23 protein-coding genes and 1 tRNA gene are annotated in these 24,685 nt (G+C 41.0%); 8 read left to right on the forward strand and 16 right to left on the reverse strand.

Annotated features, from left to right (window positions below):
• Window positions 1-41: 41 nt before the first annotated feature.
• From hypA to CYG50_RS22935, 9 genes are all read right to left on the reverse strand, one after another.
• Window positions 42-383: a hydrogenase maturation nickel metallochaperone HypA gene (gene hypA, locus CYG50_RS15350; RefSeq protein WP_102137877.1), complete on the reverse strand. Its 342-nt coding sequence runs from the start codon at window positions 381-383 to the stop codon at window positions 42-44.
• Complete coding sequence (hybE, locus tag CYG50_RS15355; protein WP_102137878.1) at window positions 376-867, reverse strand: hydrogenase-2 assembly chaperone; 492 nt, start codon at window positions 865-867, stop codon at window positions 376-378. The genes hypA and hybE overlap by 8 nt, the downstream gene beginning before the upstream one ends.
• On the reverse strand, window positions 857-1,354 hold the full coding sequence (locus tag CYG50_RS15360) for a HyaD/HybD family hydrogenase maturation endopeptidase (RefSeq protein WP_102137879.1): 498 nt from the start codon (window positions 1,352-1,354) through the stop codon (window positions 857-859). The genes hybE and CYG50_RS15360 overlap by 11 nt, the downstream gene beginning before the upstream one ends.
• On the reverse strand, window positions 1,354-3,057 hold the full coding sequence (gene hybC / locus CYG50_RS15365) for a hydrogenase 2 large subunit (RefSeq protein WP_102137880.1): 1,704 nt from the start codon (window positions 3,055-3,057) through the stop codon (window positions 1,354-1,356). Before hybC ends, CYG50_RS15360 begins: the two co-directional genes overlap by 1 nt.
• A complete protein-coding gene (gene hybB, locus CYG50_RS15370; RefSeq protein ID WP_102137881.1) occupies window positions 3,054-4,241 on the reverse strand; it encodes a Ni/Fe-hydrogenase cytochrome b subunit in 1,188 nt (395 codons plus the stop codon). Before hybB ends, hybC begins: the two co-directional genes overlap by 4 nt.
• Window positions 4,225-5,211 (reverse strand): hydrogenase 2 operon protein HybA, encoded by a 987-nt coding sequence (hybA, locus tag CYG50_RS15375; protein ID WP_094961065.1) that lies wholly within the window; start codon window positions 5,209-5,211, stop codon window positions 4,225-4,227. The genes hybB and hybA overlap by 17 nt, the downstream gene beginning before the upstream one ends.
• 2 nt (window positions 5,212-5,213) lie before the next feature.
• Window positions 5,214-6,332 carry a hydrogenase 2 small subunit gene (gene hybO / locus CYG50_RS15380; protein WP_102137882.1) on the reverse strand — a complete coding sequence of 373 codons (1,119 nt, stop codon included), beginning with the start codon at window positions 6,330-6,332 and terminating at the stop codon, window positions 5,214-5,216.
• 609 nt (window positions 6,333-6,941) lie between these two features.
• Entirely contained in the window at window positions 6,942-9,218 is a 2,277-nt protein-coding gene (hypF, locus tag CYG50_RS15385) for a carbamoyltransferase HypF (RefSeq protein ID WP_102137883.1), read from the reverse strand.
• 483 nt (window positions 9,219-9,701) lie between these two features.
• Window positions 9,702-9,863, reverse strand: a complete 162-nt coding sequence (locus CYG50_RS22935; protein WP_168222865.1) for a hypothetical protein — start codon at window positions 9,861-9,863, stop codon at window positions 9,702-9,704.
• A gap of 165 nt (window positions 9,864-10,028) precedes the next feature.
• Here CYG50_RS22935 and CYG50_RS15390 point away from each other — a divergent pair, with 165 nt between their 5' ends.
• Genes CYG50_RS15390 through surE form a run of 3 tightly spaced genes read left to right on the forward strand, consistent with a single transcriptional unit; the run spans window position 10,029 to window position 11,703 of the window.
• Window positions 10,029-10,331, forward strand: a complete 303-nt coding sequence (locus CYG50_RS15390) for a hypothetical protein (protein ID WP_102137884.1) — start codon at window positions 10,029-10,031, stop codon at window positions 10,329-10,331.
• A gap of 15 nt (window positions 10,332-10,346) precedes the next feature.
• On the forward strand, window positions 10,347-10,796 hold the full coding sequence (locus CYG50_RS15395) for a hypothetical protein (protein WP_102137885.1): 450 nt from the start codon (window positions 10,347-10,349) through the stop codon (window positions 10,794-10,796).
• Between the two features lie 28 nt (window positions 10,797-10,824).
• Window positions 10,825-11,703 carry a 5'/3'-nucleotidase SurE gene (gene surE / locus CYG50_RS15400; protein WP_102137886.1) on the forward strand — a complete coding sequence of 293 codons (879 nt, stop codon included), beginning with the start codon at window positions 10,825-10,827 and terminating at the stop codon, window positions 11,701-11,703.
• 305 nt (window positions 11,704-12,008) lie between these two features.
• Here the strand turns inward: surE and CYG50_RS15405 are convergent, their stop codons facing one another.
• Together CYG50_RS15405 and CYG50_RS15410 are read right to left on the reverse strand one after the other, a co-directional pair.
• Window positions 12,009-13,091 carry a hypothetical protein gene (locus CYG50_RS15405; RefSeq protein ID WP_102137887.1) on the reverse strand — a complete coding sequence of 361 codons (1,083 nt, stop codon included), beginning with the start codon at window positions 13,089-13,091 and terminating at the stop codon, window positions 12,009-12,011.
• Window positions 13,088-13,690 (reverse strand): tyrosine-type recombinase/integrase, encoded by a 603-nt coding sequence (locus tag CYG50_RS15410; protein WP_311271429.1) that lies wholly within the window; start codon window positions 13,688-13,690, stop codon window positions 13,088-13,090. The genes CYG50_RS15405 and CYG50_RS15410 overlap by 4 nt, the downstream gene beginning before the upstream one ends.
• Before the next feature lie 232 nt (window positions 13,691-13,922).
• Between CYG50_RS15410 and CYG50_RS15415 the strand changes: the two genes are divergently transcribed.
• Window positions 13,923-14,390, forward strand: a complete 468-nt coding sequence (locus tag CYG50_RS15415; RefSeq protein ID WP_311136304.1) for a hypothetical protein — start codon at window positions 13,923-13,925, stop codon at window positions 14,388-14,390.
• Window positions 14,391-14,886: 496 nt separating this feature from the next.
• On the opposite strand, the gene CYG50_RS15420 is transcribed toward CYG50_RS15415, so the two are convergent.
• Window positions 14,887-15,696, reverse strand: coding sequence for a hypothetical protein (locus tag CYG50_RS15420; RefSeq protein WP_102137888.1), 810 nt, complete (start codon window positions 15,694-15,696; stop codon window positions 14,887-14,889).
• Window positions 15,697-15,869: 173 nt separating this feature from the next.
• Window positions 15,870-15,946 (reverse strand) — tRNA-Ile (locus CYG50_RS15425).
• 362 nt (window positions 15,947-16,308) lie between these two features.
• On the opposite strand from CYG50_RS15425, the gene CYG50_RS15430 reads away from it, so the two are divergent.
• On the forward strand, window positions 16,309-17,379 hold the full coding sequence (locus CYG50_RS15430) for an NAD(P)H-dependent amine dehydrogenase family protein (protein ID WP_238706806.1): 1,071 nt from the start codon (window positions 16,309-16,311) through the stop codon (window positions 17,377-17,379).
• 45 nt (window positions 17,380-17,424) lie between these two features.
• Here CYG50_RS15430 and CYG50_RS15435 read toward each other — a convergent pair whose 3' ends face one another.
• Window positions 17,425-18,021 carry a GNAT family N-acetyltransferase gene (locus CYG50_RS15435; RefSeq protein ID WP_102137890.1) on the reverse strand — a complete coding sequence of 199 codons (597 nt, stop codon included), beginning with the start codon at window positions 18,019-18,021 and terminating at the stop codon, window positions 17,425-17,427.
• 223 nt (window positions 18,022-18,244) lie between these two features.
• Between CYG50_RS15435 and CYG50_RS15440 the strand changes: the two genes are divergently transcribed.
• On the forward strand, window positions 18,245-20,266 hold the full coding sequence (locus tag CYG50_RS15440; protein WP_102137891.1) for an NADPH-dependent 2,4-dienoyl-CoA reductase: 2,022 nt from the start codon (window positions 18,245-18,247) through the stop codon (window positions 20,264-20,266).
• A gap of 105 nt (window positions 20,267-20,371) precedes the next feature.
• Here CYG50_RS15440 and sstT read toward each other — a convergent pair whose 3' ends face one another.
• Both sstT and CYG50_RS15450 read right to left on the reverse strand, forming a co-directional pair.
• Window positions 20,372-21,625 (reverse strand): serine/threonine transporter SstT, encoded by a 1,254-nt coding sequence (gene sstT / locus CYG50_RS15445; protein WP_102137892.1) that lies wholly within the window; start codon window positions 21,623-21,625, stop codon window positions 20,372-20,374.
• 273 nt (window positions 21,626-21,898) lie between these two features.
• Window positions 21,899-22,858 (reverse strand): TerC family protein, encoded by a 960-nt coding sequence (locus CYG50_RS15450; RefSeq protein ID WP_102137893.1) that lies wholly within the window; start codon window positions 22,856-22,858, stop codon window positions 21,899-21,901.
• 614 nt (window positions 22,859-23,472) lie between these two features.
• Between CYG50_RS15450 and CYG50_RS15460 the strand changes: the two genes are divergently transcribed.
• Both CYG50_RS15460 and CYG50_RS15465 read left to right on the forward strand, forming a co-directional pair.
• Window positions 23,473-24,141, forward strand: a complete 669-nt coding sequence (locus tag CYG50_RS15460) for a DedA family protein (RefSeq protein WP_102137894.1) — start codon at window positions 23,473-23,475, stop codon at window positions 24,139-24,141.
• A 236-nt stretch (window positions 24,142-24,377) separates the two neighbouring features.
• Entirely contained in the window at window positions 24,378-24,683 is a 306-nt protein-coding gene (locus CYG50_RS15465) for an ElaB/YgaM/YqjD family protein (protein WP_102137895.1), read from the forward strand.
• Window positions 24,684-24,685: the final 2 nt, after the last annotated feature.

A 24,685-nucleotide genomic window follows, 5' to 3' on the forward strand; every position in this document is an offset into this window, starting at 1 on the left:
CATAGGGTCTGGTTGATACACCTCAAGCTCACCTCAAAAAGCTATTCCACTTCCAACTCTTTGATGCGTAAACTCTCCCCACTTTCCACTTTCAGATTCAACCCCTGACAGCATGGACAAACCGATTGGTGGCTATCTATTTCCACTATTTCACTGCAATCCCAACACCATGCTTGTGCGGGCTGGTAAATAATGTGGAGCTGGCAGCCTTCTGCAACCGTCCCACGACAAACGACGTCAAAACTGAAGCGAAAGGCACTCTCTTCAACACAAGAGAGCGCACCAATTTCAAGCCAAACAGCGGTGACTCGGTTAACTGCATTTTTTTTCGCCTGCTGTTCAATAATTTCTATCGTACTTTGGCATAACGAAACCTCATGCATCCTGCCCCCTTAAGTGGCGGGCAAACAATGCTCTACGTTCAGGTGCTTGAGGAATATTTGGGTCACTCACTGGAAGCGATAACAATATTCGCTGGCAATCATCCGTTAGGTGAATACCTTGTTCTGGTGTCAGTTTCTTTTCTAATGGCGACATTAATGAGCAAGCAAAATATTGGGTCAAGCCGTCTAATTCACCCACGGTATACGTCATTTCACCATAGGGGAGGATTAGCCCAACCTTGTCACCGACCACGCGACGAGACCAGTATTGTTCAGGCCCCGGTAGAATAATCGCGCTGAGCATCCAAGGCGTGATCACCACGCCCACCCATTGCCCTTCGAACAGGCCAAACTCACTGGCGTGCACAGGCATAGTCGGATGCAAAAATGACAAATCATGCATCGATTGTTCAGCAACTCGCGTAAATGCGGCCTCAACTAGAGGCCGAGGGTTAGTTTCATAACCTAAGATGTCATCCGACATGCAAACTCTCTTCTTTCGCTATGATTTCCAAGCCTTCGCTTCGCAAAACCTCAATAACCTTTTGTAAAGCTGGCTCTAAAGCGGCCTGCCCTATTGCCGTCAAACCGATATGCGGTTCGAGGGATCCAGGCACAACGCCAACTAATGTTAGCCGCTGTGGGAATTCATCGGTTAAATGCAAAGCGGATAGCACATCTGATAAACCGAGTTGATGCGGGGAGATTTTACGCGTAAACAGTGCAGGAACTTCGTCATCGCGCAAGACTAAAATCGAGCCAGCCTGCTGGCTCGATAACACAACATCAGCAATGATCAAATGGTCTCTATCTGCCATCGGGCCAATCAATTCCATTCCCGCCGTTCCACCATCTAGCACTTCCACGCATTCAGGCAGGTGATAGCGCTGCTCTAAAGCCTCAACGATGCGTACCCCAATCCCTTCATCGCTCAGCAATATATTGCCAACACCTAAAACTAAAATACGCATTACAGCACCTTAACCTTAGTGACTTCGCCACCTTCTGGGTCAACAATGTGCACAGCACAAGACATACAAGGGTCAAATGAGTGAATGGTTCGCACCACTTCAAGGGGTTTAGCGGGATCAGCGACAGGAGTTCCTACCAATGCTTGCTCATAAGGGCCTGGCTCATCATTGAAGTTACGTGGGCCTGAGTTCCAAGTGGATGGCACTACCGCTTGGTAATTTTCAATTTTACCGTCTTTGATTACAACCCAGTGCGACAATAAACCACGTGGGACTTCCCCAAAACCAACACCTTTAATAGTGGCATTTTCAGGGAATACGGGTTTTACAAAGGTGGTGTAATCGCCTTTTCCTATGTTATCGACCAGCGCTTGCCATTGAATAGACAGAGTTTCATTCAGCACACAGCAGCGAACACTACGTCCGATAATTCGGCCCAATGTTGAATGCAGTTGATCCACACTAATCGTATTGCCTGTCAGTGTTTGGTACAGGTTTACCACATCATTAAAGTGTTTTTCTGTCGGCTCATGTTTTGCCGCTAATTTACACAACAAGTCAGCAAGCGGCCCGACTTCGACGGTTTTATCATAAAAAGTTGGGGCTTTTACCCATGAGTATTTACCGTCATCGTCCCAGCCCGTGTAATCTGGGTTGGTGGTGCCTTCCCATGGAGCCTGTGGTTCATTTTCTTTGTACCACGCGTGTTTGCTACTTTCTTTGATGCCGTTGATCAAGTACTCATCCATATGGCTAGTAATGGGGCGATAAGTACTAAAATCGCTGTTTTCCAGATAACCACCCGGTAATAGGAAACTCCCATTTTTACCGTCCATTGGCATTTCAGGCATACACATGTAATGTTTCGCGCCTTGGCCGACTTCGAGCCATTCAGGGTAGCCCGCAGCAATCACTGCTGCATCAATCTTATACACTTGCTCAATGAAATCCCCTAAACGGTCAATAAAGGATTTTACATACATCAAACGTTCGAGGTTCAGAACCCCGACACCATCAAGGTTAATAGGGTTTGCGACACCACCAACGGCAAGGTTTTGAATATGAGGTGTTTTCCCCCCTAATAACGCTACAATTCGGTTGGCATCTCGCTGACATTCAAGGGCTTGTAAATAGTGAGCTACGGCGATTAAGTTCACCTCCGGCGACAATTTCATCGCTGGGTGCCCCCAATATCCATTGGCAAAAATACCCAATTGCCCACTGGCAACCAGTTTTTTAATTTTATCTTGAACTCGCGTGAATTCTTCTGGGCTATTCAATGGCCACGTCGAAACGCCGTTCAAGATTTCTGCTGCTTTATTTGGGTCTGCATTCAATGCAGAGGTGATATCCACCCAATCTAATGCAGATAATTGATAAAAATGGACTATATGGTCTTGAATGGTGTGCGCGGCTAAAATCATATTACGGATATACTGCGCATTCACTGGCACATCAATATTTAAAGCACTTTCAATAGTGCGTACCGACACAATACCGTGCACCGTGGTACAAACCCCACAAATGCGCTGCATAATCATCCATGCATCACGGGGGTCTTTCCCTTTGACTATCTCTTCCATACCACGCCACATCGTGCCTGAAGCCCAAGCCTTGGTGACTTTTCCATCTTCAATTTCACAATCAATGCGTAAGTGACCTTCGATACGAGTGACTGGGTCTATTGTTATACGTTGGCTCATGCTTTACCTCGGGCCTCTGAATGGCTCATCGTTGTTTTTTTCAATGCTGGAATAACAGGTAATAAGCGGATCAATAAGATATAAGCGCATACCTCTATTGCCACAAAACCTATTGAAATTAAAAGTTCTTCTGTTGTTGGGAAATAGTCATATCCGCCCCCTGGGTTGAATGCAACGAGGGAATAGCTCATCCGCCACATGGCAGCCCCAATCAACATGCTCAAACCGCTTGCATATAACCACCGTGAATCATTTCTCAATGATGGCATGCGGAAAATAATCAATGGGAAAACCATTAATGCGGTTTCTATCCAGAACATCATGGCGTAGAAATCGGTATTGAAGATATGGTGCAACTTGCCCCGATAAATTAGTTCACCGAAACGGCAGACCAAGAACAGCACTAACAATACCTGCAAGATCCGAGTGATACGAACAAACAGCGGCCGTTCATCAGCGCCTTGCCCCCGCAACGCGGCTTGGAGTAATGATCCTTCGAAAATGACGATGGAAAAACCCATAATGAATGCAGTCAGTAATGAGAGTAGTGGCAGCATTTCATAACTTTGCCAAATAGGGTGGACTTTATACCCCGCCGAAATCATCAATGAACCCATAGACGATTGGTGCATCATCGGCAGTAATGCGCCAAGAGCAATAATAAAAAACATCGCTTTATTCAGTCGTTTTAACGAAACCTTCCAACCAAAGCGCTCACACAGTGCAGGGGCAAATTCCAATGCCATCACACCGATATAAATCGTCATACACACTGCGGTTTCAAACAGCACTGAGTTGGTGTTAAAGAAACCGGGGATGTAGAAATAAGGCAAGTTCCAGTAACGACCTACGTCAATAGTGATAGACAAGCCACCGAGAGAGTACCCGAACAAACTGGCTAATAATGCAGGGCGCACTAACGGGTGATATTCACCTCGGTTAAATACATACACCGCCCAAGCCAGCGCCCAACCGCCACAAGCAAAACCGGTTCCAATCAGCAAGTCAAAAGCAATCCAGATCCCCCAAGGATAGCCACCATTTAGGTCAGAAACTGAGCCTAAGCCGAAGACCAAGCGTTTAACTATCAAGATGACACAAATCAGCACTAAGGGCCCAAAGACCATAATTGGCCAACTGACTAAACGCCCGCCTAGCGGCTGCTCTTTATGATGCGTCGTCATTTGAGTCATCTCCTTCGTGTTTGTCATTCTTGGTATTGCGATACACCAAGAAACTCAGCCCTGCCAACGCGGCCAATGGCAGTACCATGCCTTTGTAAAGCGTGTGCTGCACATATTCAGAACGCGCCCCTGTAGACAACTGCTCCAATTCAGGTAGCCCAAGGTTTTGATATGGCACACCGGAAAGAACAATGACTTGTGTACCACCGCCTTCAAGTTCGCCATAAACATGGGACTCATATTTCGGCACTTTAATCACATTTGGGTCATTGCTGTGTAAGGTTTGTCTTGGGTAGCCGTACTCATCCCCCACTTTGAGTGTTAAGCGTTTTTTGGCTTCCGCGAGTAATTCTTCACGCGTCCCGAAAATTACTGCGCCCGTTGGGCAAACTTCGACACAACCGGGCAAACCGCCCTTGTCTAAACGTTCGACACCTTTTTGGTTGCATAACTCGCACTTATGAATTGCACCAAATTTGTCATCGTAGGCATATTTCGGGATATTAAATGGACACGCCACCATACAATAACGGCAACCAGTACATACGCTGGCATCGTAATGAACAATGCCGGTTTTTGGGTCTTTTTTCAGCGCTTGAACAGGGCAAACCGACACGCAATTAGGGTCAACACAATGCATACATTGCTTTTTAATGTAGGCATAGCCATCTTTTTCTTGGTCTTTATGAACGCCTGTTCCACTGCTCCAAACCTGAATAATATTGTTGGTATAAGGGGTGAGTTTGTCATTATTTGACCAAGTTTGCTCCCCGACCGGGTTACGTTCCGGGTGGTTAATATCTTGGCATTTTGTCACGCACGCCTGACACCCAATACACAGGGTCGAGTCATATAGCATCCCCAAAGAATTAGGAATTGGCGGGCGGTTTTCAGGCCCCGCCAAGCTGGGTGAACTTCCCGCAAGTAATGCTCCCCCAGCGGAGAGTTTAAGAAAATTTCGTCTATTCACGGTTATTCTCCCCGTGAGTCAGTATCTTGTTGGCGTTTTTGACGACCTAATTCACGTACCGCCATCACGCTAACCCCAGCCACTAACCCGACAACACCACCAATTAACCCCACAGCTGTAGATGAAATTTGGCCACCTTCGCGGTTATTCACATCCGGTTTATCCACACGTGGTGTTGGGTTTTCAACACTTGCTAGTTGGTGGATAGCTTTATGGAACCCTACATTTTCTTCATTACAGCCATAACAAGGGTGACCAATTGCCACAGGCCAGACACCGCCAACATCACAGAATTGCAATGTGGAGCAGTTACCGTACGTTTCAGGTCCCTTACAACCTAAATGGTATAAACACCAACCTTCACGATGGCCATCATCACCGAACTCTTTTGCGAAGCGGCCCGCATCAAAATGAGGGCGACGTTCACAGTGTTCATGAATTAATCGACCGTACGCGAACATTGGGCGATTTTTGCTATCCAATTTTGGTGGGCGATTAAACGTAATTAAGTGTGCGACCGTCGCAAGGAAGTTATGTGGATTAGGCGGGCAGCCTGGAATATTAATAACGGTTTTATCTTTAATGACTTGATCTAAACCCACGGCTCCTGTTGGGTTATCACCTGCCGCAGCAACACCGCCCCACGAAGCGCAAGAACCTATCGCAATCACAGCCGCAGCGTGTTCAGCCACTTCACGAATATGCTCAACAATCGGTTTCCCCGCCACCATGCAGTAAATGCCACCATCTTTCAATGGGATAGAACCATCGACGACTAAAACATATTTTCCTTTGTACTTTTCAATTGCATCATGTTTATTTTGCTCAACTTGCTCACCAAAGGCGGCAGACAACACCTCATGGTATTCCAATGAGATGGTATCGAGAATTAAATTTTCCAAAGTTGGATGGGTTGAACACAGTAAAGATTCCGTACACCCTGTACACTCTTGGGCGCCAATCCAAATGACAGGAGGTCGAGCTGGGTCACTAATAGATTCCGCAATTTGGGCAGCTGCCTTCCCGCTTAATCCCATTGTTGCAGCCAGTGCTGTACATAACTTCATAAAATCACGGCGGTTAATGCCATGCGAAGAAATAATAGAGTTATCTCCTATCATTCTTTTTTCCTATTATTATGGGTGGCTTAAAACCTATTCATTAGGAGGGGATTTTTGTTTACTACCTTAAAGTTATAAATACCACAAAGCCCTATACACAAATGATGAATACGCTTTTTGCTTGTATTTATCTATTTAAGAAGCAAACAAAACCAACTCTAATGAAATAAATTCTTATTTAAGTAACCTGATGTATAAATATAAAATAAGATCCTATTCCTACCGCGCCTAAATCATTTGATCTTCATCAAAAGGCAATAAGAAATTTTATTTTTTTTATATATTTGCTAGAAAAATCGATTCAGTAACCCGTAACAAAACAAGAATGGAAATATAAATAAATAGATTTTATTTTCAATACTGCGTTATACATCACATCATTTAAAATAAAAAATCATTTATTTTTCATTATGATATCAAAACCAATCATCTTAATATAATTAATTAAGCGGAATAGGTGTATTAATAACAACCCAACCATTAATATAAAAACAAATATGTTAAATAAGAATCAATATCAAAAATAAAATATAATCTATTAAAATGAAAATCTGAAAAAATAGGTAAGTATACAACCCTATAAATATAATACTGCCCATTAGTAATAGATTAATTTTTCAACATCGCAGAAGCGATAGCGACTTGCCCCAATGATAGCCCACCATCTCCCATGGGAAATTGTTTTGCATATAGCACATCGAACTCAGATAGGTTATTCACTAATAGTTTTCTCAATAATTGGTTATGAGTCACGCCACCTGACAAAACAATTGTCTTAGTACCATATTGGTTCGCTGACTTCCTTGCTAGCTCAGCAAAACCTTGCGCTAATGCCACATGAAAGGCATGTGCCCGTTGTGGTTTAGGCGCACAGTACGCTATCCATTGTTGCCAAAATGTATATAAATCTAATTGTCGCCCCACTAATGGCATAGTGACCGGATGTACGCTCACGGGTGATTTCATGGCAATCGCTTCCAGTTGGCAAGCAGCCTCCCCTTCCCAACTGGTTTGTGCCGTACAAATACCTAACGCTGCAGCAACCGCATCAAAAAGCCGCCCAGTAGATGAAGCCGTTGGGCTATTAATTCCTTTCTCAATCGCCTTTTGTAAGCCTTGCCAAGGAAATGACATTAAATAAGCGGCGCTCTCTTGCTTTTGCCACTGGGGAACAAATTGTAAACAATGCGCAAGGAAATTACGCCATGGCTGCCGAGAAGCTAATTCCCCTCCCGGCAGTGCAACTGGGGGCAAGCCTCCTAGATATTGACTAGATTTATAATCCACTAGTAAGCATTCACCTCCCCATAGCCGGTGGTCATCCCCATACCCCAAACCATCCAAAGCTAACCCAATGACTTTACTTCCATTTAATGGCAAACCATGCTCAGCCATTACCGCAGCAATATGTGCATGATGATGCTGCACTTTTATCAATGGGATCCGTAATTGCTGTGATAACGCCTCGCCATAGCGCGTACTCACATAATTAGGATGCATATCAGAGACTATAGCGGTTGGCGTAAAACGATAAATAGATTCAAATAATGCAATCGCAGACTGATATTGCTCAAAAATATCCATATCATCAAGGTCGCCTAGGTGTTGGCTCATGACTGCACTTTTGTCTCGCAATAAACAAAAGGTATTTTTAAGATCAGCCCCTAAAGCCAGTATTGATGGGGAATTTTCAAACCCTTCAGGTAAATCAATCGCATCAGGGACATAGCCCCGTGCACGGCGGAGCATTTCCGCTTGTCCATCATGATAACGCACCAATGAGTCATCTGCACGTTGGACAATATCGCGGTTATGAGTGAGCCAAACATCGGCGATATTGGCTAAATCAACCAGCGCAGCTTGCTCGCTCAACACAGGGGGCTTCCCTGCTGCATTTCCTGACGTCATCACTAATGGGCGATTAACTTGTGCCATCAATAGGTGTTGCAATGGGTTAGAAGGCAACATAACACCGATTTCCGCTAGATTTGGCGCAATATATTGGCTTAATACAGGATTTTTCCAATTTTTAACCAATACAATCGGAGCGGCAGGGCTTTTTAATAATGCACGTAAGCCATCACTCAGCGGCATATTGTGCTGCTCTAACCAATTCAGTGATGGGATCATAACCGCCAGCGGCTTGGTTGGGCGGCATTTACGCCCTCGTAAAGCTTCTACCGCCTCATCACTACTTGCATCACAAGCAAGATGAAAACCGCCAATCCCTTTAATAGCAACAATTTTCCCGGCCAATAACTGCTGAGCTGCCAAGGCTAATGCATTCTCTTTATTTGCGATCATTTTTCCTGATGGGCCGCACAATTTAATTTCAGGACCACACACCGCACAGGCATTGGGTTGTGCGTGAAAACGCCTATCTGCGGGGGATTGATATTCCACTAAGCAATTAGGACACAAAGGAAAATCGGCCATTGCAGTATTGGGCCTATCATAAGGCATACGACGAATAATCGTGAAGCGAGGGCCGCAATGCGTGCAGTTTGTGAACGGGTAATGAAAACGTCGATTCGATGGAGCAAAAAGCTCTTGTTGGCATGCATCACAAGTAGCAGCATCTGGGATGACTTGAGTATCCATTTTACCTTCGCCACTACGGCGAATAGTAAATGCGTCGGGTAATTTATCCCATTGAAAAGGTTGCAGTTCAATACTTTCTATATGGGCTAACGGTGGGCAGTGTTGGTACAATAACTGAGTAAATTCAGTGGGTTCCGAATCAGTACATAAACGAATCAGCACCCCTTCGCCATCATTACAGACATCACCTAATAGTTTGCATTGGTGGGCTAATTGCCAAACATAGGGACGAAACCCTACCCCCTGAACTTTCCCTTTGATGCGTAACTGTATACCGTTTTTCACTCGTGCACCCTCTTAATACACTGAGGATATTTTCCCGCGAAGACATAAAAAAAACCTCACTTGAGATCAATAAAATATGAAAAACACATTAACAATACTCGCTCAATAGAAATAGCCACAAAGCAATTCTTGTGGCTATTTTAACAATAACAGTGAATTTATCAGTTTAATCGCTGATAAAACCATCTTCCATACGATTAAAGTTGTAGAAGAACTCAGAAGGATCCACGACCGCTGCGTCGCTATATTTTCTTGCTTCATCCCCCCATAATTGCTGCAATGCTTTCAGTTTTTCTAGGTACTTTTTCGCTAAGTCGGTTGATTCAGAAAAATCTTCTGCTGTATTGAACAGTTGCCATTGGTCATCATCATAGCTGGTGTTGTAACGGTGTAATGCGACAGCTCTCCAGTCTCCTTGAGTAATAACTCGCTGACTACGCAGTTAAAAATACTGCACGTCACGGGTTTTTGCGTCATCCGAATTTAGTGTTCCCAAGAAAGATTTACCTGCCACAGGAATTTGTTTCCCCCATCAACCTCTGTTGTAAATGAAGTTCCCGCTGCATCTAAAATTGTAGGGGCAATATCAATGACACTAACATATTGGGAGCGAATACTATTTGGTTGCTGTGTATGACTAGGCATGACACAGTCAGTGGAGTTCTAACACCGCCTAAATAAGGCCATAATTTATAACGCTTAAAAGGTGTTGCCCCACTGGTTGCTGGCCCTGAACCATGAGGCGTTTCTTTCGATGGCACATTGAAATATCAGGATTTTTCAATCGATACGCTATATGTTGATAGAGTTATGGAACGCTTTACCCCGAATAAAGAAAAATTCCATAGTGCAAATAAAACCCCTGTTGAATATATCGCAGCGGGTGGTATCAACTATAAAACAAAAGAACTCACTGCCAGTTATAATTATGGCTATGCGAAAGATTTCATTGACCGTCATGTTCTTGAACTAAGCTATATGCCTTATTCTAATATCACTCTTGGGTTCCAAGCTTTTGGTAATGTCCCTTTAGAATTATATAAAGATATGCCCTCCGCACAGCAGGCCGCTAATGGCACCTCTTGGGTCTATGAAGGTACTGTTAGATGGTAACATGATGCCTTAGGTATGAAACTGGGTATTGGCTATACTGATGCTTCAAAAAATGACGGGTCACTCGGTTATTTTGACAGGCATCCTTTGAGAAATGCACGTTGGCGTATTGAGCCTATGTCATCTGCCGCTTATCACTATCAGCGTGATGGTGAATTAGCTCTAACAGGGCTTATTGATTATAAATATGCTGAAGATTTTTATTCTGCAGTACAATTAAATTACGGTCAGTTTGATTTTAAAAATAATAAAATTAAAACAGGTGAGATTAATCTCATCAATGCTTGGCAACCTAGTGATCCAAGCTTAAAAAACTTTACGATATTTACTAAATTAACCAAAGCTTGGTTATATCAAGTACAAGAAAACCGCGTACAGCCTGTTTTTGATGATAGTGGCCACTATATTCGAAGAAATGCTATCGCCGCAGATATTATTTTTGATTATAAATTCAATATATTTTAATACCACTAATCATGTGTCGAGGGGCAAAATGAAAAAAACAATTTTAGCTATTAGTTTATTAACGTTATTTGGACTTCAAGCTCAAGCCAGCAACGATAAAATGCGTATTTTATTAGTTAATGACGATGGATGTGAGGCATTTGGCCTAACTGAATTAAAGTCTCAATTAGATGCAAAAGGTTATGATGTTTGGCTTGTCGGTCCAGCAACAAATCAAAGCGGAATAGGGACTGCTATTACATTCAAAGCAGGGAAAGAGTTTGATGTTAAAAAAGTCGATGAGCGTACTTATTGTTTCCCTGGTACTCCTGCAGATTCACTGGATTTTGGTTTGCAGGGATTATTACGGGAAACACCACCAGACCTTGTAATTTCTGGAGTCAACGATGGCCCAAATACCGGAGCCTCTCAACTTAATTCAGGAACGGTCTCAGCCGCAGCTCGCGCTGTACGTCTTGGCTACCCAGCGATAGCCGCAAGTATTGGTTATATTATGACTGAAGAAGAAATAAAATCAGGTTGGCCTAGCACCCAAAAATATTGGCCTGATTCAGTCACTTATATTGTTGATCTCGTTGATAATTTAAATAAAAAAAGGGAGACTGGCGAGAAAGTACTTCCAGCGAGATCAGGATTAAGCATTAATTACCCTGCACTACCTAAAGATAAAATTAAAGGCGTAAAGTTTATTGAAAACGAATATACCGTTTCACCACAAGTTTTATATGAAATAACCGCCGAAGGAAAAACTAAGCAATTCATTAATCCTGAAGCATTAAAAATGAGAAATGATAATTCGGATACTGGATACCTCGACAAAGGATATATTACTTATACTGTATTCGATGGTGATTGGAATGCTCCTGAAGAAAAAGTAAAAGAATATAAAAATGATTTCAATTTTTAGGTCACAAAAAGGATTACAACATCCATCACATAGCTTCAAAAAGCCAGTAAGTATACAGATTAACAAGAAATTAAAAGCCGAGATGAATTACAAAAGTATTTTGGTGAGTCATTAGCGTGATATGTTTTAGAAAAACAAAAAAGCCACTTGCTAAGAAGTGGCTTAATGTGCTGATTTAACAGCTAAAATTTGGTGGCCCCTGCTGGACTTGAACCAGCGACCAATCGATTATGAGTACGTTCCCCACCCTTTATAAATCAATAAATTGCATATTTATCAAAAGGATAGAAAACGGTGACTAATGGTTATTCAGGAGGATTCTGGTTCTCTGCCGCCAGTTTGTCGCCAAATATGTCCCTCATCTTATCCCCCAAAATATTTATTTTTGTATCTGCATCGGGAATATCAAAATCACAAAATTTATTTTTTATCTCAGGCATAATCATTGATAATATAGAAATTAAAATTTTTATATTATCAATAAAATCCATATATTCACATAATACTCTATGTTGCTCTGATACATAAATAAAGCTTAACACCTCTTTTTTTGTTAATTTTTCCTTTTTTGTTTTAATATTATATTCATTAATTACTGAATTGATATCACTAATAAAAATCTCATCATCAAACTTTAATATAAAATTCACTTTACTTTTGGAGGTTTCTTTTAATTTAATTTTCACCGAACCAAAATATAAATAATTTTTAACAATCAGCTCATTAAATGATAACGATTTTTGTTTTATTTTTTGTTCTAAAAATTGTTTCTCATGACTTTTTTCTTCTTCATAACTTAAATTACAAATAGCCAAAGTTAATTCTTTGCATTTTTTTAGAGAAGAATTAAAAAAATAGAGATATTCATCGTTTATGGCGAATGAGTACTCTCCTTCCATTTTAAAAAAATTATCAATAATAACATTAGGTTGAAAAATTTTTTCTTTATATTTAGTTTCAAATAAACCCAATTGCTCTAAAGCAAATTTTCTTTTAGAAAAATAGATATCTATCTGATTTTTTTCCTCTGTTAGTTCAATTTGTTTTTTTGTGGTTTTTATCTGAATGTCTGTTTGAAATGAACGATGTGCACTCGTAACAAATGCACCTAAAATTGGTGATAAAGCTAAAATTAAAAATGGAAATTTCGCATTCTCCATGAGCCGACTATAACCCCTAGTCGATACATCTAACTCATAGTCCTGAGCAACTAATACCCATGCAATACCACTGATAATGAGTGGAAGAAAAACTAAAAACCAAAATAGTGGTTGTACATGTAAACTAGATTCATCTAGCCAAAACTTCCATTTTCTTTTTTTTAGTAAACAAAAAAATGGAATAGCAGGCACTAATATAATTAATAATATGATTATAGCTAGGCTCATATCTTCAACTTCACCAAAGGATTATAAACCAGTGCATCATTAAGATGATCTGGGGCGAAATGGGAATACCGCATTGTCATTTTAATATCGGTATGGCCAAGGATTCTTTGTAATACTAAAATATTTCCACCGGACATCATAAAGTGAGATGCAAAGGTGTGCCGTAAGACATGCGATGACTGTCGTTCTGGTAACTCAATACCTGTACGTTTTAATGCAGAACGAAACGCAGAATAACAAGACTTAAATAACCGCTTAGAGCCTTTACCTTTCGGTAATTCTGCAATTAATTCTTCGCTGATAGGAATAGAACGGTTGCGCTTCCCTTTAGTCTTGGTATAAGTCACCGTATTATTGCGAATCTGTATGGCGGTTAAATTCTCAGCCTCTGACCACCTAGCCCCTGTCTCAGCGACACAGCGCACAACCAAATCAGCCGGAAAGTTATCTCTCTTGTATCTACCCGCAAGGCTACTAGAAGCCATTTCAAAGTGCTGTGCGAGCATCAGCTTAGAGCTGAAGCCGTATGCTTCAATGATACGACCAAGAACTGGTGCGCTTTCGCCAAACATCTCTAAATTAAATTTTCCCATAGCCATTACGTCAAATTCGCTAAAAACTTAATTAGTTTAACTTATAGTTAAATGGGAAATAAAACCATCTTACTTTGTAGTTAAAAACCAATAAAACTGGATGCGACCAGATAAAATACGAATAGGAAATTTTGCCTTATGAGATCTATAATTTCAATTAACATTCCGTCCCCTTACCTCACAGTTTAGGCATTTAGCCAACACTCAGGGCTTTCAAAATCGACCATCCGCGACATGATTGCTAATAGTCACCCGAAATACCACCATTCAAGCCACCGATAAAACCATGGGACTGGGCACAGCAACATTACTGGCAGGCGCTATCCAACAGATAGCCGATGGTGATTACAGCATTGCATCAAAAGGTAGCTTAGTGGCCAGCATCGGCAAAAAAGCAGAGATTGATATTACCGAAGATATCACACTCACCATTGGCCAAAAGCTGATTGAAAAGGTAGGCGCACTTAAGCAGAGTATCGCGGGTACCAAACAAGAAATTATTGCACCGGTTGTTTGGATTGGTAGCCAAGAAATTAACGTGGCGCAGCTGATGATTGATACATTGGATATCGTGAAAGAGTTGGCCGAACTCACCGCCAACCACAGCCACCATAATACGGGAACCCCATTGAATGCCGATGCCATCAAAGGTACAGCAAGTAAATCAGATGGCTTGAAAGAAAAGTATCAGCCAGTTATTGGTTAACACAATTTTAGTCCAACTCTTGCCCACAGCCGTGGGCTTTTTTATACCTGTAATTTAACAGCATGTAAGACAGCCTAAGCATTCCAGCCATCAAACCACATCAAGCAACCTTTCATTTGGATCACATCAATAGCATGGCGCAGAGGCAACGCTACCCCACGAAATAAAGTCCTCTACCACGTAAAATGCACTACACCGCACCCGCCTGCACAATTTGGATCTAAACTTTATTTCAGTTTTGAAATTCTACAAAACATATCGCCAAGCCGTGTCAGTGATGGGGAGTTACAAATATACCGCTACTGAAATCTGTGAAAGGTTTTTCAGTTTTTTTCAGTAAAAGGATCGCAAAAAAGAGCCAGAATAAAAGTCAACACATTGAAACAAAAGGAAGTATTCTATTTTAAATGGGAAATAAAAGATTACCACAAACATCGCTGAATTTTAAAAAACCAGAAATGGTGCGGTGTTGCGGGATTTGAAAAACTGAAATCAGTTATACTTTTAGGTGGTTATATTCGAGGAGTGGTTTATTATGAGACATACTCTCCATTAACAATTTATACAACATTTCATCACAGAAAACACCACTAAAATAATACCAACGATATAGGCAAACGTTAATTACCGTTGCATTCAATGGGTCGGGTAAATTATGTAATTTCCAATTGAACACATAATCAGTTGAGTTTAATTTGTCTGTATTATTTTTAATAATCGTTTCGTTTTTATCTATAAGTAAATTCAATTTGAAAAATTCAAGTACTTTATCATATGACGATTTTATTTCTTTTTCTTCTTCAGTCATCGGTTTAGCGAAACTGATATCGTCTCGAACATATCCAAAGAAATTAGAATAAGGGAAGAAGAAAATATGATTTTTAAACGTATGTTTATTTAAATAGTAAAATAAACCGCGAAGCACTGATTCTTCAAACGTCTTGTAAGTTTTATTATCAATGTTAACGTGGTTATATGTTCTGCTTCCAAAGTAAATATGTTTATTTTCATTTAATTTAAAGAAAACAGGGTGCTCCGAAATTTTATTTATCTTTGAGTATGTGCGTGCTTTACCACTTATTATTTTTTCTAATACATTAGGTAATGCTTCATATGGTTTATATGGAGAGCATCCCATCAAAAAAACCCTCATGATTTCATCAATGTGAGATTTATCATTATTATGAATTTCGCATGATGGAACTGTTATAAGGTTACTTCCTTTTGGAAAAAAACATTTAGGCGGGACGTGTTCTCTTGTGGTCGCAGGATTACCACAATAGTAACAACGCTCTATATTTTCCATTACTTTATTCATAAGTGATTTGACCCACATTTTATCATGAATGTAAATTAATTTAGTAGTGAGTATTCGACTACGTTAGTATCTCTGTCGCCATTTTGTCGCCATTGGCTTTTAGAAACAAAAAAGCCACTTGCTAAGAAGTGGCTTAATGCGCTGATTTAACAGCTAAAATTTGGTGGCCCCTACTGGACTTGAACCAGTGACCAATCGATTATGAGTCGACTGCTCTAACCAACTGAGCTAAGGGGCCAAAGTGGAGAGGATTATACGTGTAGTTTTAGCTTAGGTCTAGTGTTTCGAAACCGTATGATGAAATTGTGTTCAACCTAGTTACCTTTCTTATAATTCAATGCGATAGCACAGGCTATTACTATCATTCGAACGTCGTTTTTTGCAATTTGAATGAGCCCTGCTATTTTTTATTTAAATCACTTTCTCGCACTTTATCTATATTTAACTCTCACCAATATCAAATTAACAATAAAAACAACATCATAATTGCAATCAATTTTATTAAAAATTCTTTATTCAAACAATTGATATAGAACAATATTTTTTATATTCAAATCTCACAATATGGTCTATAGATAATTCGCATATAGGACAATAATGATGAAAAAAGTACGTGCAGTTCAATATGGTTGCGGAAAAATGGGTAAATTTTTGATCCGTTACTTGCAAGAGCATGGTGCTGAAGTTGTGGCGGCTTTTGATATCAATGAAGCCGTTATTGGCAAAGATATAGGTGAAATTGCAGGAACGACGCCAACAGGGGTAAAAGTACAGCCGCTACATGAAGCAGATAAAACCCTCGAAACCTTAAAGCCTGATGTTGGCATCATCGCAACATTGAGTACCATGGCTGATTTAGAAGACGCATTCTCCCTATTTGCTCGTCATGGTGTAAACGCCATTTCAACCGGAGAAGAAGCTCTTTACCCATGGAATTCATCACCTGAAATTACACAAAAGCTTGATGCATTAGCCAAAGAAAACAATTGTACCCTTGCGGGCAGTGGCTACCCTGATATGTATTGGGGCGTACTCATTGACACCTTAGCAGGCTCCATGCACAAATTGGTGAAAATTAAAGGTTCTAGCTGCTATAACGTTGAAGATTACGGTATCGCTCTTGCTGTCGGTCACGGTGCGGGTTTAACTGTTGATGAGTTCGACAAACAAATTGGTAACTATAATGACTTACCTTACGATGTTATTTCGCAGAAAATCGAAAGCGGTGAATATGCACCACCGTATATGTGGACACAAAACGGCTGGCTATGTAGCCGCCTTGGGTTAACGATCACCAGCCAAACTCAGCGCTGTGTACCGCAAATTGCCCAGCAAGATATTTACTCCGAAACGCTCAAAATGACCGTTAAAAAAGGCGATGTCTTAGGCTTATCTGCAGTGGTGATCACCGAAACCGCAGAAGGTATTACCCTCGAAACAGAGTGTATTGGGAAAATCTTAACAACGGGTGAGTGTGATAAAAATAGCTGGCAGTTAATTGGTGAACCCGACACCTCAATTGAGGTGAATAACCCAGCAACCGTAGAATTAACCTGTGCAAATTTAGTGAACCGCATTCCTGCACTGATTAATAGCCCAGCAGGCTATACCACCACAGAAAAAATGCCCAATAATGTATTTATGACCAAACCAATGCATGAGTATTTATAGCTAACATTGCCCACCTTTCGGTGGGCTATTTCCCCACACCTAGCCTTAGCGCGGTTTTACCATCTGCCATTCTAAGTGGTGTTTTATCGACGGCCATTCTGACTCGATAATGCTATATACGCAGCTATCACGCAGTTCACCCGTTTTAGTTTTCATATGATTACGCAAGATACCATCGAGCTTAGCCCCTAAACGTTCAATGGCACGGCGACTTTGGCTATTTAAAAAATGTGTACGAAACTCCACTGCAACGCAGTCTAATTCCTCAAAGGCATGTTTTAACAGCAAATATTTAGCCTCTGTATTTAATGCGGTACGTTGCACCTCTATTCCATACCAAGTGGCCCCGATTTCAACCCGCCTTACTGCATGGTCCACACGGTTATAAGAAGTAATACCCACTGGTTTATCGCTTCGTTTATCGATCACCACAAAAGGTAAACATTCCTTTTTCTTGAAATTTTCCAGGCGCTTTTCCACATCTTGAGAGAAATGCTCAGGCTCAGGCACTAAGGCATACCACAAATTATGCAGCCCATCTCGCCGAATGATATCTGCCAGTTCGACGTCATATTGGTGAGATAGAGGTTCAAGGCGAACGTATTCACCTTCTAAAGTAATAGCTTGGCAAATCTCTTTCATCATGGTTTCCCTATATTGCTCTTTATGCTGTGTGTTTCTTTTTTTAATCTCTTTTTATGACATAAAAACAAAAAAACACCTATTTTTTTATGACACTCAGCTATTTAACCGAAAACATATGATAAAAATCACAAAATTTTAACATCTTTACCAAATTACCCCTTCATTACGCTACAGTTAACTCATCTGACCTGTTAATGAAATCCCGAATGGGAGTATAATAATGAGCAATTTCCCACACCTTTTTACCCCACTTGATTTAGGCCATACCGTCCTAAAAAATCGCATCTTGATGGGTTCAATGCATACTGGGCTTGAAGAACACCCACAAGGCAGTGAGCGGCTAGCACATTTTTACCGCCTACGCGCTGAAAATGGTGTCAGCCTCATCATTACCGGTGGTATCGCCCCCAATCCAGAGGGGGCGCTTACCGCTCATGGCGCGGTATTAAACGATAAAAACCAGCTTTCATTTCATCAACAAATCACGGATGCCGTCCACCAAGCAGATGGTAAAATCGCCTTACAAATCTTGCATGCAGGGCGTTATGGGCTGCACCCTAAATTAGTTGCGCCAAGCCCTATTCAAGCAGAAATTATTCCTTTCGCTCCCCGAGAACTTTCAACTGATGAAGTTGAAAAAACGATTGATGACTTCGTGACAACAGCCAAGCTAGCTCAGCAAGCTGGGTATGATGGTGTTGAAATTATGGGTTCCGAAGGTTATTTAATTAACCAATTCATTACCAAGCGTACCAACCATAGAACTGATGAATGGGGAGGGAGTTACATAAACCGAATTCGCTTTCCCATTGAAATCGTGCGACAAATACGGGAAGCCGTTGGGGAAAACTTTATCATTATTTATCGACTTTCCATGTTGGATTTAGTCGAAGAAGGCTCAACATGGGAAGAAGTTGAATTTCTTGCCAAACAAATTGAAAACGCAGGTGCCAGTATGATCAACACGGGTATTGGTTGGCACGAAGCTCGAGTACCTACGATAGCAACACAAGTTCCCCGTAGTGCGTTTAGTTGGGTCACGCAAAAATTAATGGGAAAAGTGAATATTCCGCTGATAACCACAAATCGCATCAATGACCCCTTTGTTGCAGAACATATTATTGCCAATCATCAAGCAGATATGGTTTCAATGGCTCGGCCGTTTCTTGCTGATGAAGCATTTGTCCGTAAAGCAGCAGAAAATCGAGCTGATGAAATCAATACCTGCATTGGTTGTAATCAAGCCTGTCTCGACCTTATCTTTAGTGGAAAACTCGCCAGTTGTTTGGTTAACCCACAAGCCGTTAGGGAAATGGATTACCCTAACGAAAAAGCCCCACAGAGCAAATCTGTCGCAATTGTTGGCGCAGGGCCTGCCGGGTTATCTTGTGCAATTTATGCAGCAAAACGTGGGCATCGCGTCACTTTGTTTGAAAAGTCTAACCACATAGGTGGGCAATTTAACCTCGCGAAGCAAATCCCCGGTAAAGAAGAATTCCATGAAACTATTCGTTACTTCTGCCGACAACTGGAACTATTAAATGTTGATGTGCGCCTTGAACAACAAGCCGATGTTGACTGTTTATCTGGATTTGATGAGGTCATTATTGCAACGGGTGTCGTTCCACGAAAGATCCAGCTCGAAGGGGTTGACCACCATAAAGTCATTTCTTATATCGATGTCATCACCAAACAACGTTCAGTGGGGAAAAGTGCCGCCATTATTGGGGCTGGGGGGATTGGTTTTGATGTTGCCGAGTTGCTAACCCAAGAAGGAAAAAGTAGCAGTTTAGATTCATCACTATTTAATAAAGAGTGGAATATTGACACCACAATCCATTCAAAAGGTGGCGTATTTCCCCCACAAAAATCCCTTATGGCATCAGCTCGCCAATTGTACTTATTACAGCGTAAAAACAGTAAAGTCGGTGCGGGTCTTGGTAAAACAACCGGTTGGGTGCATCGCTTATCCCTAATGAAGCGGGGCGTGCAGATGCTAAATGGTGTTGAATATATGCGAGTTGATAACGAAGGGCTACATATTCGCTATCAAAATGAAATCCAGTGCCTTCCCGTTGATAATGTGATTTTATGTGCAGGGCAAGAGCCTTACCGCCCATTAAAAGTACAATTAGCAGAACGTGGGATTAATGCCTATGTTATTGGTGGTGCTGATGTCGCCGCGGAGCTGGATGCGCGCCGCGCTATCGAGCAAGGTATGAAAATTGCGTATCAGCTTTAATTTTTCTGCTCCGTTGTTCGGGATTTTCGCTAGGATTTATCACATATCCCAAAAAAAAGGCAGAGATTGCTTTCACAGTCCCTGCCCTTCTTTTGGTTCACACAATTAATCGCGGTGAGATAACCGTGCTTCAGCGTTAGCCAGTTTTTCATCTTCCGCTATGCACACAGCCGCAGTAAATAACACGTCAGTTGAAGAGTTAAGCGCTGTTTCGACCGAATCCTGTAACACGCCAATCATCACACCAACCGCAACCACTTGCATCGCAATCTCATTTGAAATACCAAACATGTTACAAGCTAATGGGATCAGTAACAGTGAGCCGCCCGCAACCCCAGAAGCGCCACACGCACAGACTGCGGCCACTACACTTAATAGTAATGCTGTTGGGATATCAACAGGAATACCTAAAGTGTGTACCGCGGCTAACGTCAGCACTGTAATCGTTACCGCTGCGCCTGCCATATTGATGGTTGCGCCTAATGGGATAGAAACAGAGTAGGTATCTTCGTGCAGATTCATACGACGGCACATCCCCATATTCACAGGAATATTTGCTGCGGAACTACGCGTAAAGAATGCCGTTACCCCGCTTTCACGTAAGCAAGCTAAAACTAATGGGTATGGGTTGCGCTTCATTTTCCAATAGACAATCAGTGGGTTAACAACCAAAGCAACGATCAACATACAGCCAATTAAAACTGCGAGAACGTGGATATAACCTTTTAAGGTTGAAAAACCTGTCGTTGCGATAGTTGAAGCAACCAAGCCAAAAATCCCTAAAGGCGCTAAGCGGATCACAACACGTACCAGCTGTGTTACTGCATTAGAAAAATCATGAACTAAATTTTTTGTGGTTTCATTTGCATGGCGCAGTGCAATACCCAACCCAATCGCCCACGCTAAAATACCAATATAATTGCCCTTAATCAGTGCATCGATAGGGTTCGCAAATATATTGATTAGCAAACCTTTTAACACTTCAGCAATATTTCCCGGAGGATTTAGCTGTGTATCACCGACCACTAACACTAAATTTGATGGAAATAGGAAAGAACCAATAACGGCGACAACCGCGGCAAAAAATGTTCCCAAAATATATAAGACCAGTATGGGTTTGATATTGGTTTTTTGCCCTTGGCGGTGGTTAGCAATGGATGACATCACTAACACCCATACTAATACAGGCGCAACAGCCTTTAATGCACTAACGAATAAATCCCCTAACAACCCGACATTTTTTGCAGCAGATGGCCATAACCATGCAAGCAAAATACCTGCTATCAAGCCAACCAGTATCTGCTTGACTAGACTACCTTGGCTAATAACTCGCCATAACCCTGTTTTATTTGTATCCATAATAGACCTATATTATTTATCTTTATTAGGAATTAAATGTGTTTGCACAGCAAGTATAAGGAATAATAGTCGCCTGAAAAGGCAATTATTCAAAATATACACAATGATTGATTTTGTTTAACAAACATTTTACATAACTGTGATCTCAATAGAGTTTTGTTTCTTATAGTAGAATGGCATGAGCAAAATGGTTGAGTGTTTTCAGAGGGTTAAAAAAAATCCCCTGCTTTTACAGCAGAGGATTTAAAAAATGAAAAAAATGAAAAAGGTAAATTAATTTTTTGCTTCGTTGCGTTTATTAACAATAGCATTAATAACTAGCGTTACGACTAAGATTGACGCAATCACGCCCAATGAAATCGGTGTTGGGATGTGGAAAATATCAATCAATAGCATTTTTATACCGATAAAGCTTAAAATCACCGCTAAACCGTATTTTAGCATTGAGAATTTCTCAGCAACCCCAGACAACAAGAAGTACATGGCACGCAGGCCTAAAATAGCAAATAAATTCGATGTTAAAACAATGAATGGGTCAGTTGTTACCGCAAAAATAGCGGGTATGCTGTCCACTGCAAATATCACATCACTAATCTCAACTAAGATCAGTACTAAAATAAGTGGGGTCGCAAATAAAATGCCATTACGTTTAATGAAGAATTTTTCACCATGTAATTCATCTGTCATGCGTAAATGAGAACGAACCCATTTGACTAACGGTTTATCTGTAATTGGCGAGTCATCTTCTTTAGCAAAAGCCATTTTCAAACCCGTAAATAGCAAGAACAAGCCAAATACATATAAAATCCAGCTAAATTGTGTGACTAACCAACTACCTGCAAAAATCATAATCGTACGAAGTACGATAGCGCCCAATACTCCATAAACCAACACGCGACGCTGTAAATTGGCTGGGATCGCGAAATAACTAAATAACATTAACCAGACGAATACGTTATCGACAGCTAATGCTTTTTCTAATAAATAACCCGTTAAGAACGCCATGGTTTGGCTATCGGCAAACTCACGTCCTACGTTCTCATTAAGATACCACCAAAAGCCTGCTGCAAAGAGCAGTGAAAGTGTTACCCACACGATACTCCAAGCCGCAGCTTGTTTCATCGACATTGCTTGGCCTTTGTGTTTCCCTTGCCAGAACAAATCAATGAGTAACATAAGTAAAATAATAACGGCAAAACTACCCCATAAAATTGGGTTACCAACTGAGTGCATTTTCCTTTCCCTTAAAAACAAAAAACGGCTGATATCCAGAAGACATCAGCCGCTTAAAATTCGTTAACCACAAGTTATTTCTTTTGGTTGTAAATTATGAGCAAACCCCGCCTTCTGGCAAGGTCTCACTTACAACACAAACACCCCAAAAATAGGGAACTGTGGTGCTCGGCTACCGGGTGTAATATGTACACCGTAATGACGATAAACCGACAAGAAGAAGTTACTCCCCTTTGCTATGGCGATAAGATACGGTAAATAGTCTTAAAATGCAATAATTAGCCGTTATTGTTTTATCGTTATTTTTTTACATTAAAAGATAAATTAACCAGTATATTTCGCATACTCTGAGAAAAAAAACAGGCTAAACGCCGTTTTTAAGCACTTTACATCGTTACATACCACACGATAAATTGTAAAAATAAACCAAAACTTAAATGAATTCTAAAAATAAGCTTAAAATTTGCTGTTTAGTTATTTTCTGTTTTGTTAAAGTGAGCGTGCTTTACACTAACAGCCTGAGGAAACACTACTTTCACTTTGGCATTCACTTAATCCATTTCTCCCTGCCCAACAACAAGTTTGTTGCTGTTATTGCCGTTTAGGAAACATTAATGGAATTAGTTAAAGAACTTTTTTTCGCCCTTTGGCACCAAGATTATGTCACCTTATCTAACCCTGCGTTAGTGTGGTCGATTTACTTCATGCTGTTCGCTATCTTGTTTCTTGAAAACGGGGTATTGCCTGCAGCGTTTTTACCTGGTGATAGCTTATTGATTTTAGTTGGTGTACTCATCGCTAAAGGCGCGTTAAGTTATCCGCTCACCATCGTCATTTTAACCGCTGGTGCCAGTTTAGGCTGCTGGGTTGGTTATATACAAGGGCGATGGCTGGGTAACACACGAATTGTTAAAGGCTGGCTAGCGCACTTACCTGAACACTACCACCAACGCGCTTATGGCTTGTTCCACCGTCATGGCCTCGCTGCCTTATTAATTGGCCGTTTTTTAGCTTTTGTCAGAACACTACTTCCAACTATCGCAGGCCTTGCAGGCTTGCAAAATGGTCGTTTCCAAGTATTTAATTGGTTAAGTGGCTTACTGTGGGTGTTAATTTTGACTGCGATTGGTTATGGCTTTGGTAAAAGCCCGATTTTCCTACAATATGAACATCATATTATGAATATTTTGATGTTGATCCCTGTAGGGCTACTGATCCTTGGCCTAATTGGTAGCATTGCCGTTGTCGTCAAGAAAAAGTTTTCAAATAAAAAAGTAAATTAATCCTCCGTGCGGGAACGCCCTGTTCTCGCATTTTCATTTTTACTTAATTTTACCTCTCAATATTTCGGCTCACCCCAACAAAGATAAACCACTGAAAATAAAAATATTTTCCTTAATACTGTTTTTTACATTTTTTCTGAGCCCACAATTTATTGTTGAATAACTCATTGCACTTAATGTAAAAACGGTTATTGTTAATACAGTGAAGTTTCTTTTCTATTGATAGGAGGTTCTACATGTCATCAAATCATTCATCAGAAGACCTACGCGCAGAACTCAAAGCGTTAGCTGACTCTCTTGAAGCTGTATTGAATGATACAGGCGAGAAATCGAAAGAAGAGATTGAAAGCTTGAAATCCAAAGCGAAAGACGCACTTTGCTCATCTCGCGCTAAACTCGGTCAAACGACTGAAAGGATCACTGAACAAACTAAAGAAATTGCGGGCCGCGCAGACAACTATGTCAAAGAAAACCCATGGACTGGTATCGGTATCGGTGCTGCTGTTGGTGTGGTTCTTGGCGTACTTCTCGCGAAACGTTAATG

The organism is Providencia huaxiensis (genome assembly GCF_002843235.3).
Classification (GTDB): Bacteria; Pseudomonadota; Gammaproteobacteria; order Enterobacterales; family Enterobacteriaceae; genus Providencia; species Providencia huaxiensis.

Coding starts and splice junctions, on each gene's coding strand:
- CYG50_RS15420 (WP_102137888.1), bottom strand. CDS start 15,696: ATGGAAAATATAGAGCGTTGTTACTATTGTGGTAATCCTGCGACCACA.
- sstT (WP_102137892.1), bottom strand. CDS start 21,625: ATGGATACAAATAAAACAGGGTTATGGCGAGTTATTAGCCAAGGTAGT.
- CYG50_RS15450 (WP_102137893.1), bottom strand. CDS start 22,858: ATGCACTCAGTTGGTAACCCAATTTTATGGGGTAGTTTTGCCGTTATT.
- CYG50_RS15435 (WP_102137890.1), bottom strand. CDS start 18,021: ATGAAAGAGATTTGCCAAGCTATTACTTTAGAAGGTGAATACGTTCGC.
- CYG50_RS15465 (WP_102137895.1), top strand. CDS start 24,378: ATGTCATCAAATCATTCATCAGAAGACCTACGCGCAGAACTCAAAGCG.
- CYG50_RS15390 (WP_102137884.1), top strand. CDS start 10,029: ATGGAACGCTTTACCCCGAATAAAGAAAAATTCCATAGTGCAAATAAA.
- CYG50_RS15395 (WP_102137885.1), top strand. CDS start 10,347: ATGAAACTGGGTATTGGCTATACTGATGCTTCAAAAAATGACGGGTCA.
- CYG50_RS15460 (WP_102137894.1), top strand. CDS start 23,473: ATGGAATTAGTTAAAGAACTTTTTTTCGCCCTTTGGCACCAAGATTAT.
- hybO (WP_102137882.1), bottom strand. CDS start 6,332: ATGATAGGAGATAACTCTATTATTTCTTCGCATGGCATTAACCGCCGT.
- hybE (WP_102137878.1), bottom strand. CDS start 867: ATGTCGGATGACATCTTAGGTTATGAAACTAACCCTCGGCCTCTAGTT.
- hypA (WP_102137877.1), bottom strand. CDS start 383: ATGCATGAGGTTTCGTTATGCCAAAGTACGATAGAAATTATTGAACAG.
- surE (WP_102137886.1), top strand. CDS start 10,825: ATGAAAAAAACAATTTTAGCTATTAGTTTATTAACGTTATTTGGACTT.
- CYG50_RS15410 (WP_311271429.1), bottom strand. CDS start 13,690: ATGGCTATGGGAAAATTTAATTTAGAGATGTTTGGCGAAAGCGCACCA.
- CYG50_RS15430 (WP_238706806.1), top strand. CDS start 16,309: ATGAAAAAAGTACGTGCAGTTCAATATGGTTGCGGAAAAATGGGTAAA.
- CYG50_RS15440 (WP_102137891.1), top strand. CDS start 18,245: ATGAGCAATTTCCCACACCTTTTTACCCCACTTGATTTAGGCCATACC.
- hybB (WP_102137881.1), bottom strand. CDS start 4,241: ATGACGACGCATCATAAAGAGCAGCCGCTAGGCGGGCGTTTAGTCAGT.
- CYG50_RS15360 (WP_102137879.1), bottom strand. CDS start 1,354: ATGCGTATTTTAGTTTTAGGTGTTGGCAATATATTGCTGAGCGATGAA.
- CYG50_RS22935 (WP_168222865.1), bottom strand. CDS start 9,863: ATGCCTAGTCATACACAGCAACCAAATAGTATTCGCTCCCAATATGTT.
- hybC (WP_102137880.1), bottom strand. CDS start 3,057: ATGAGCCAACGTATAACAATAGACCCAGTCACTCGTATCGAAGGTCAC.
- CYG50_RS15405 (WP_102137887.1), bottom strand. CDS start 13,091: ATGAGCCTAGCTATAATCATATTATTAATTATATTAGTGCCTGCTATT.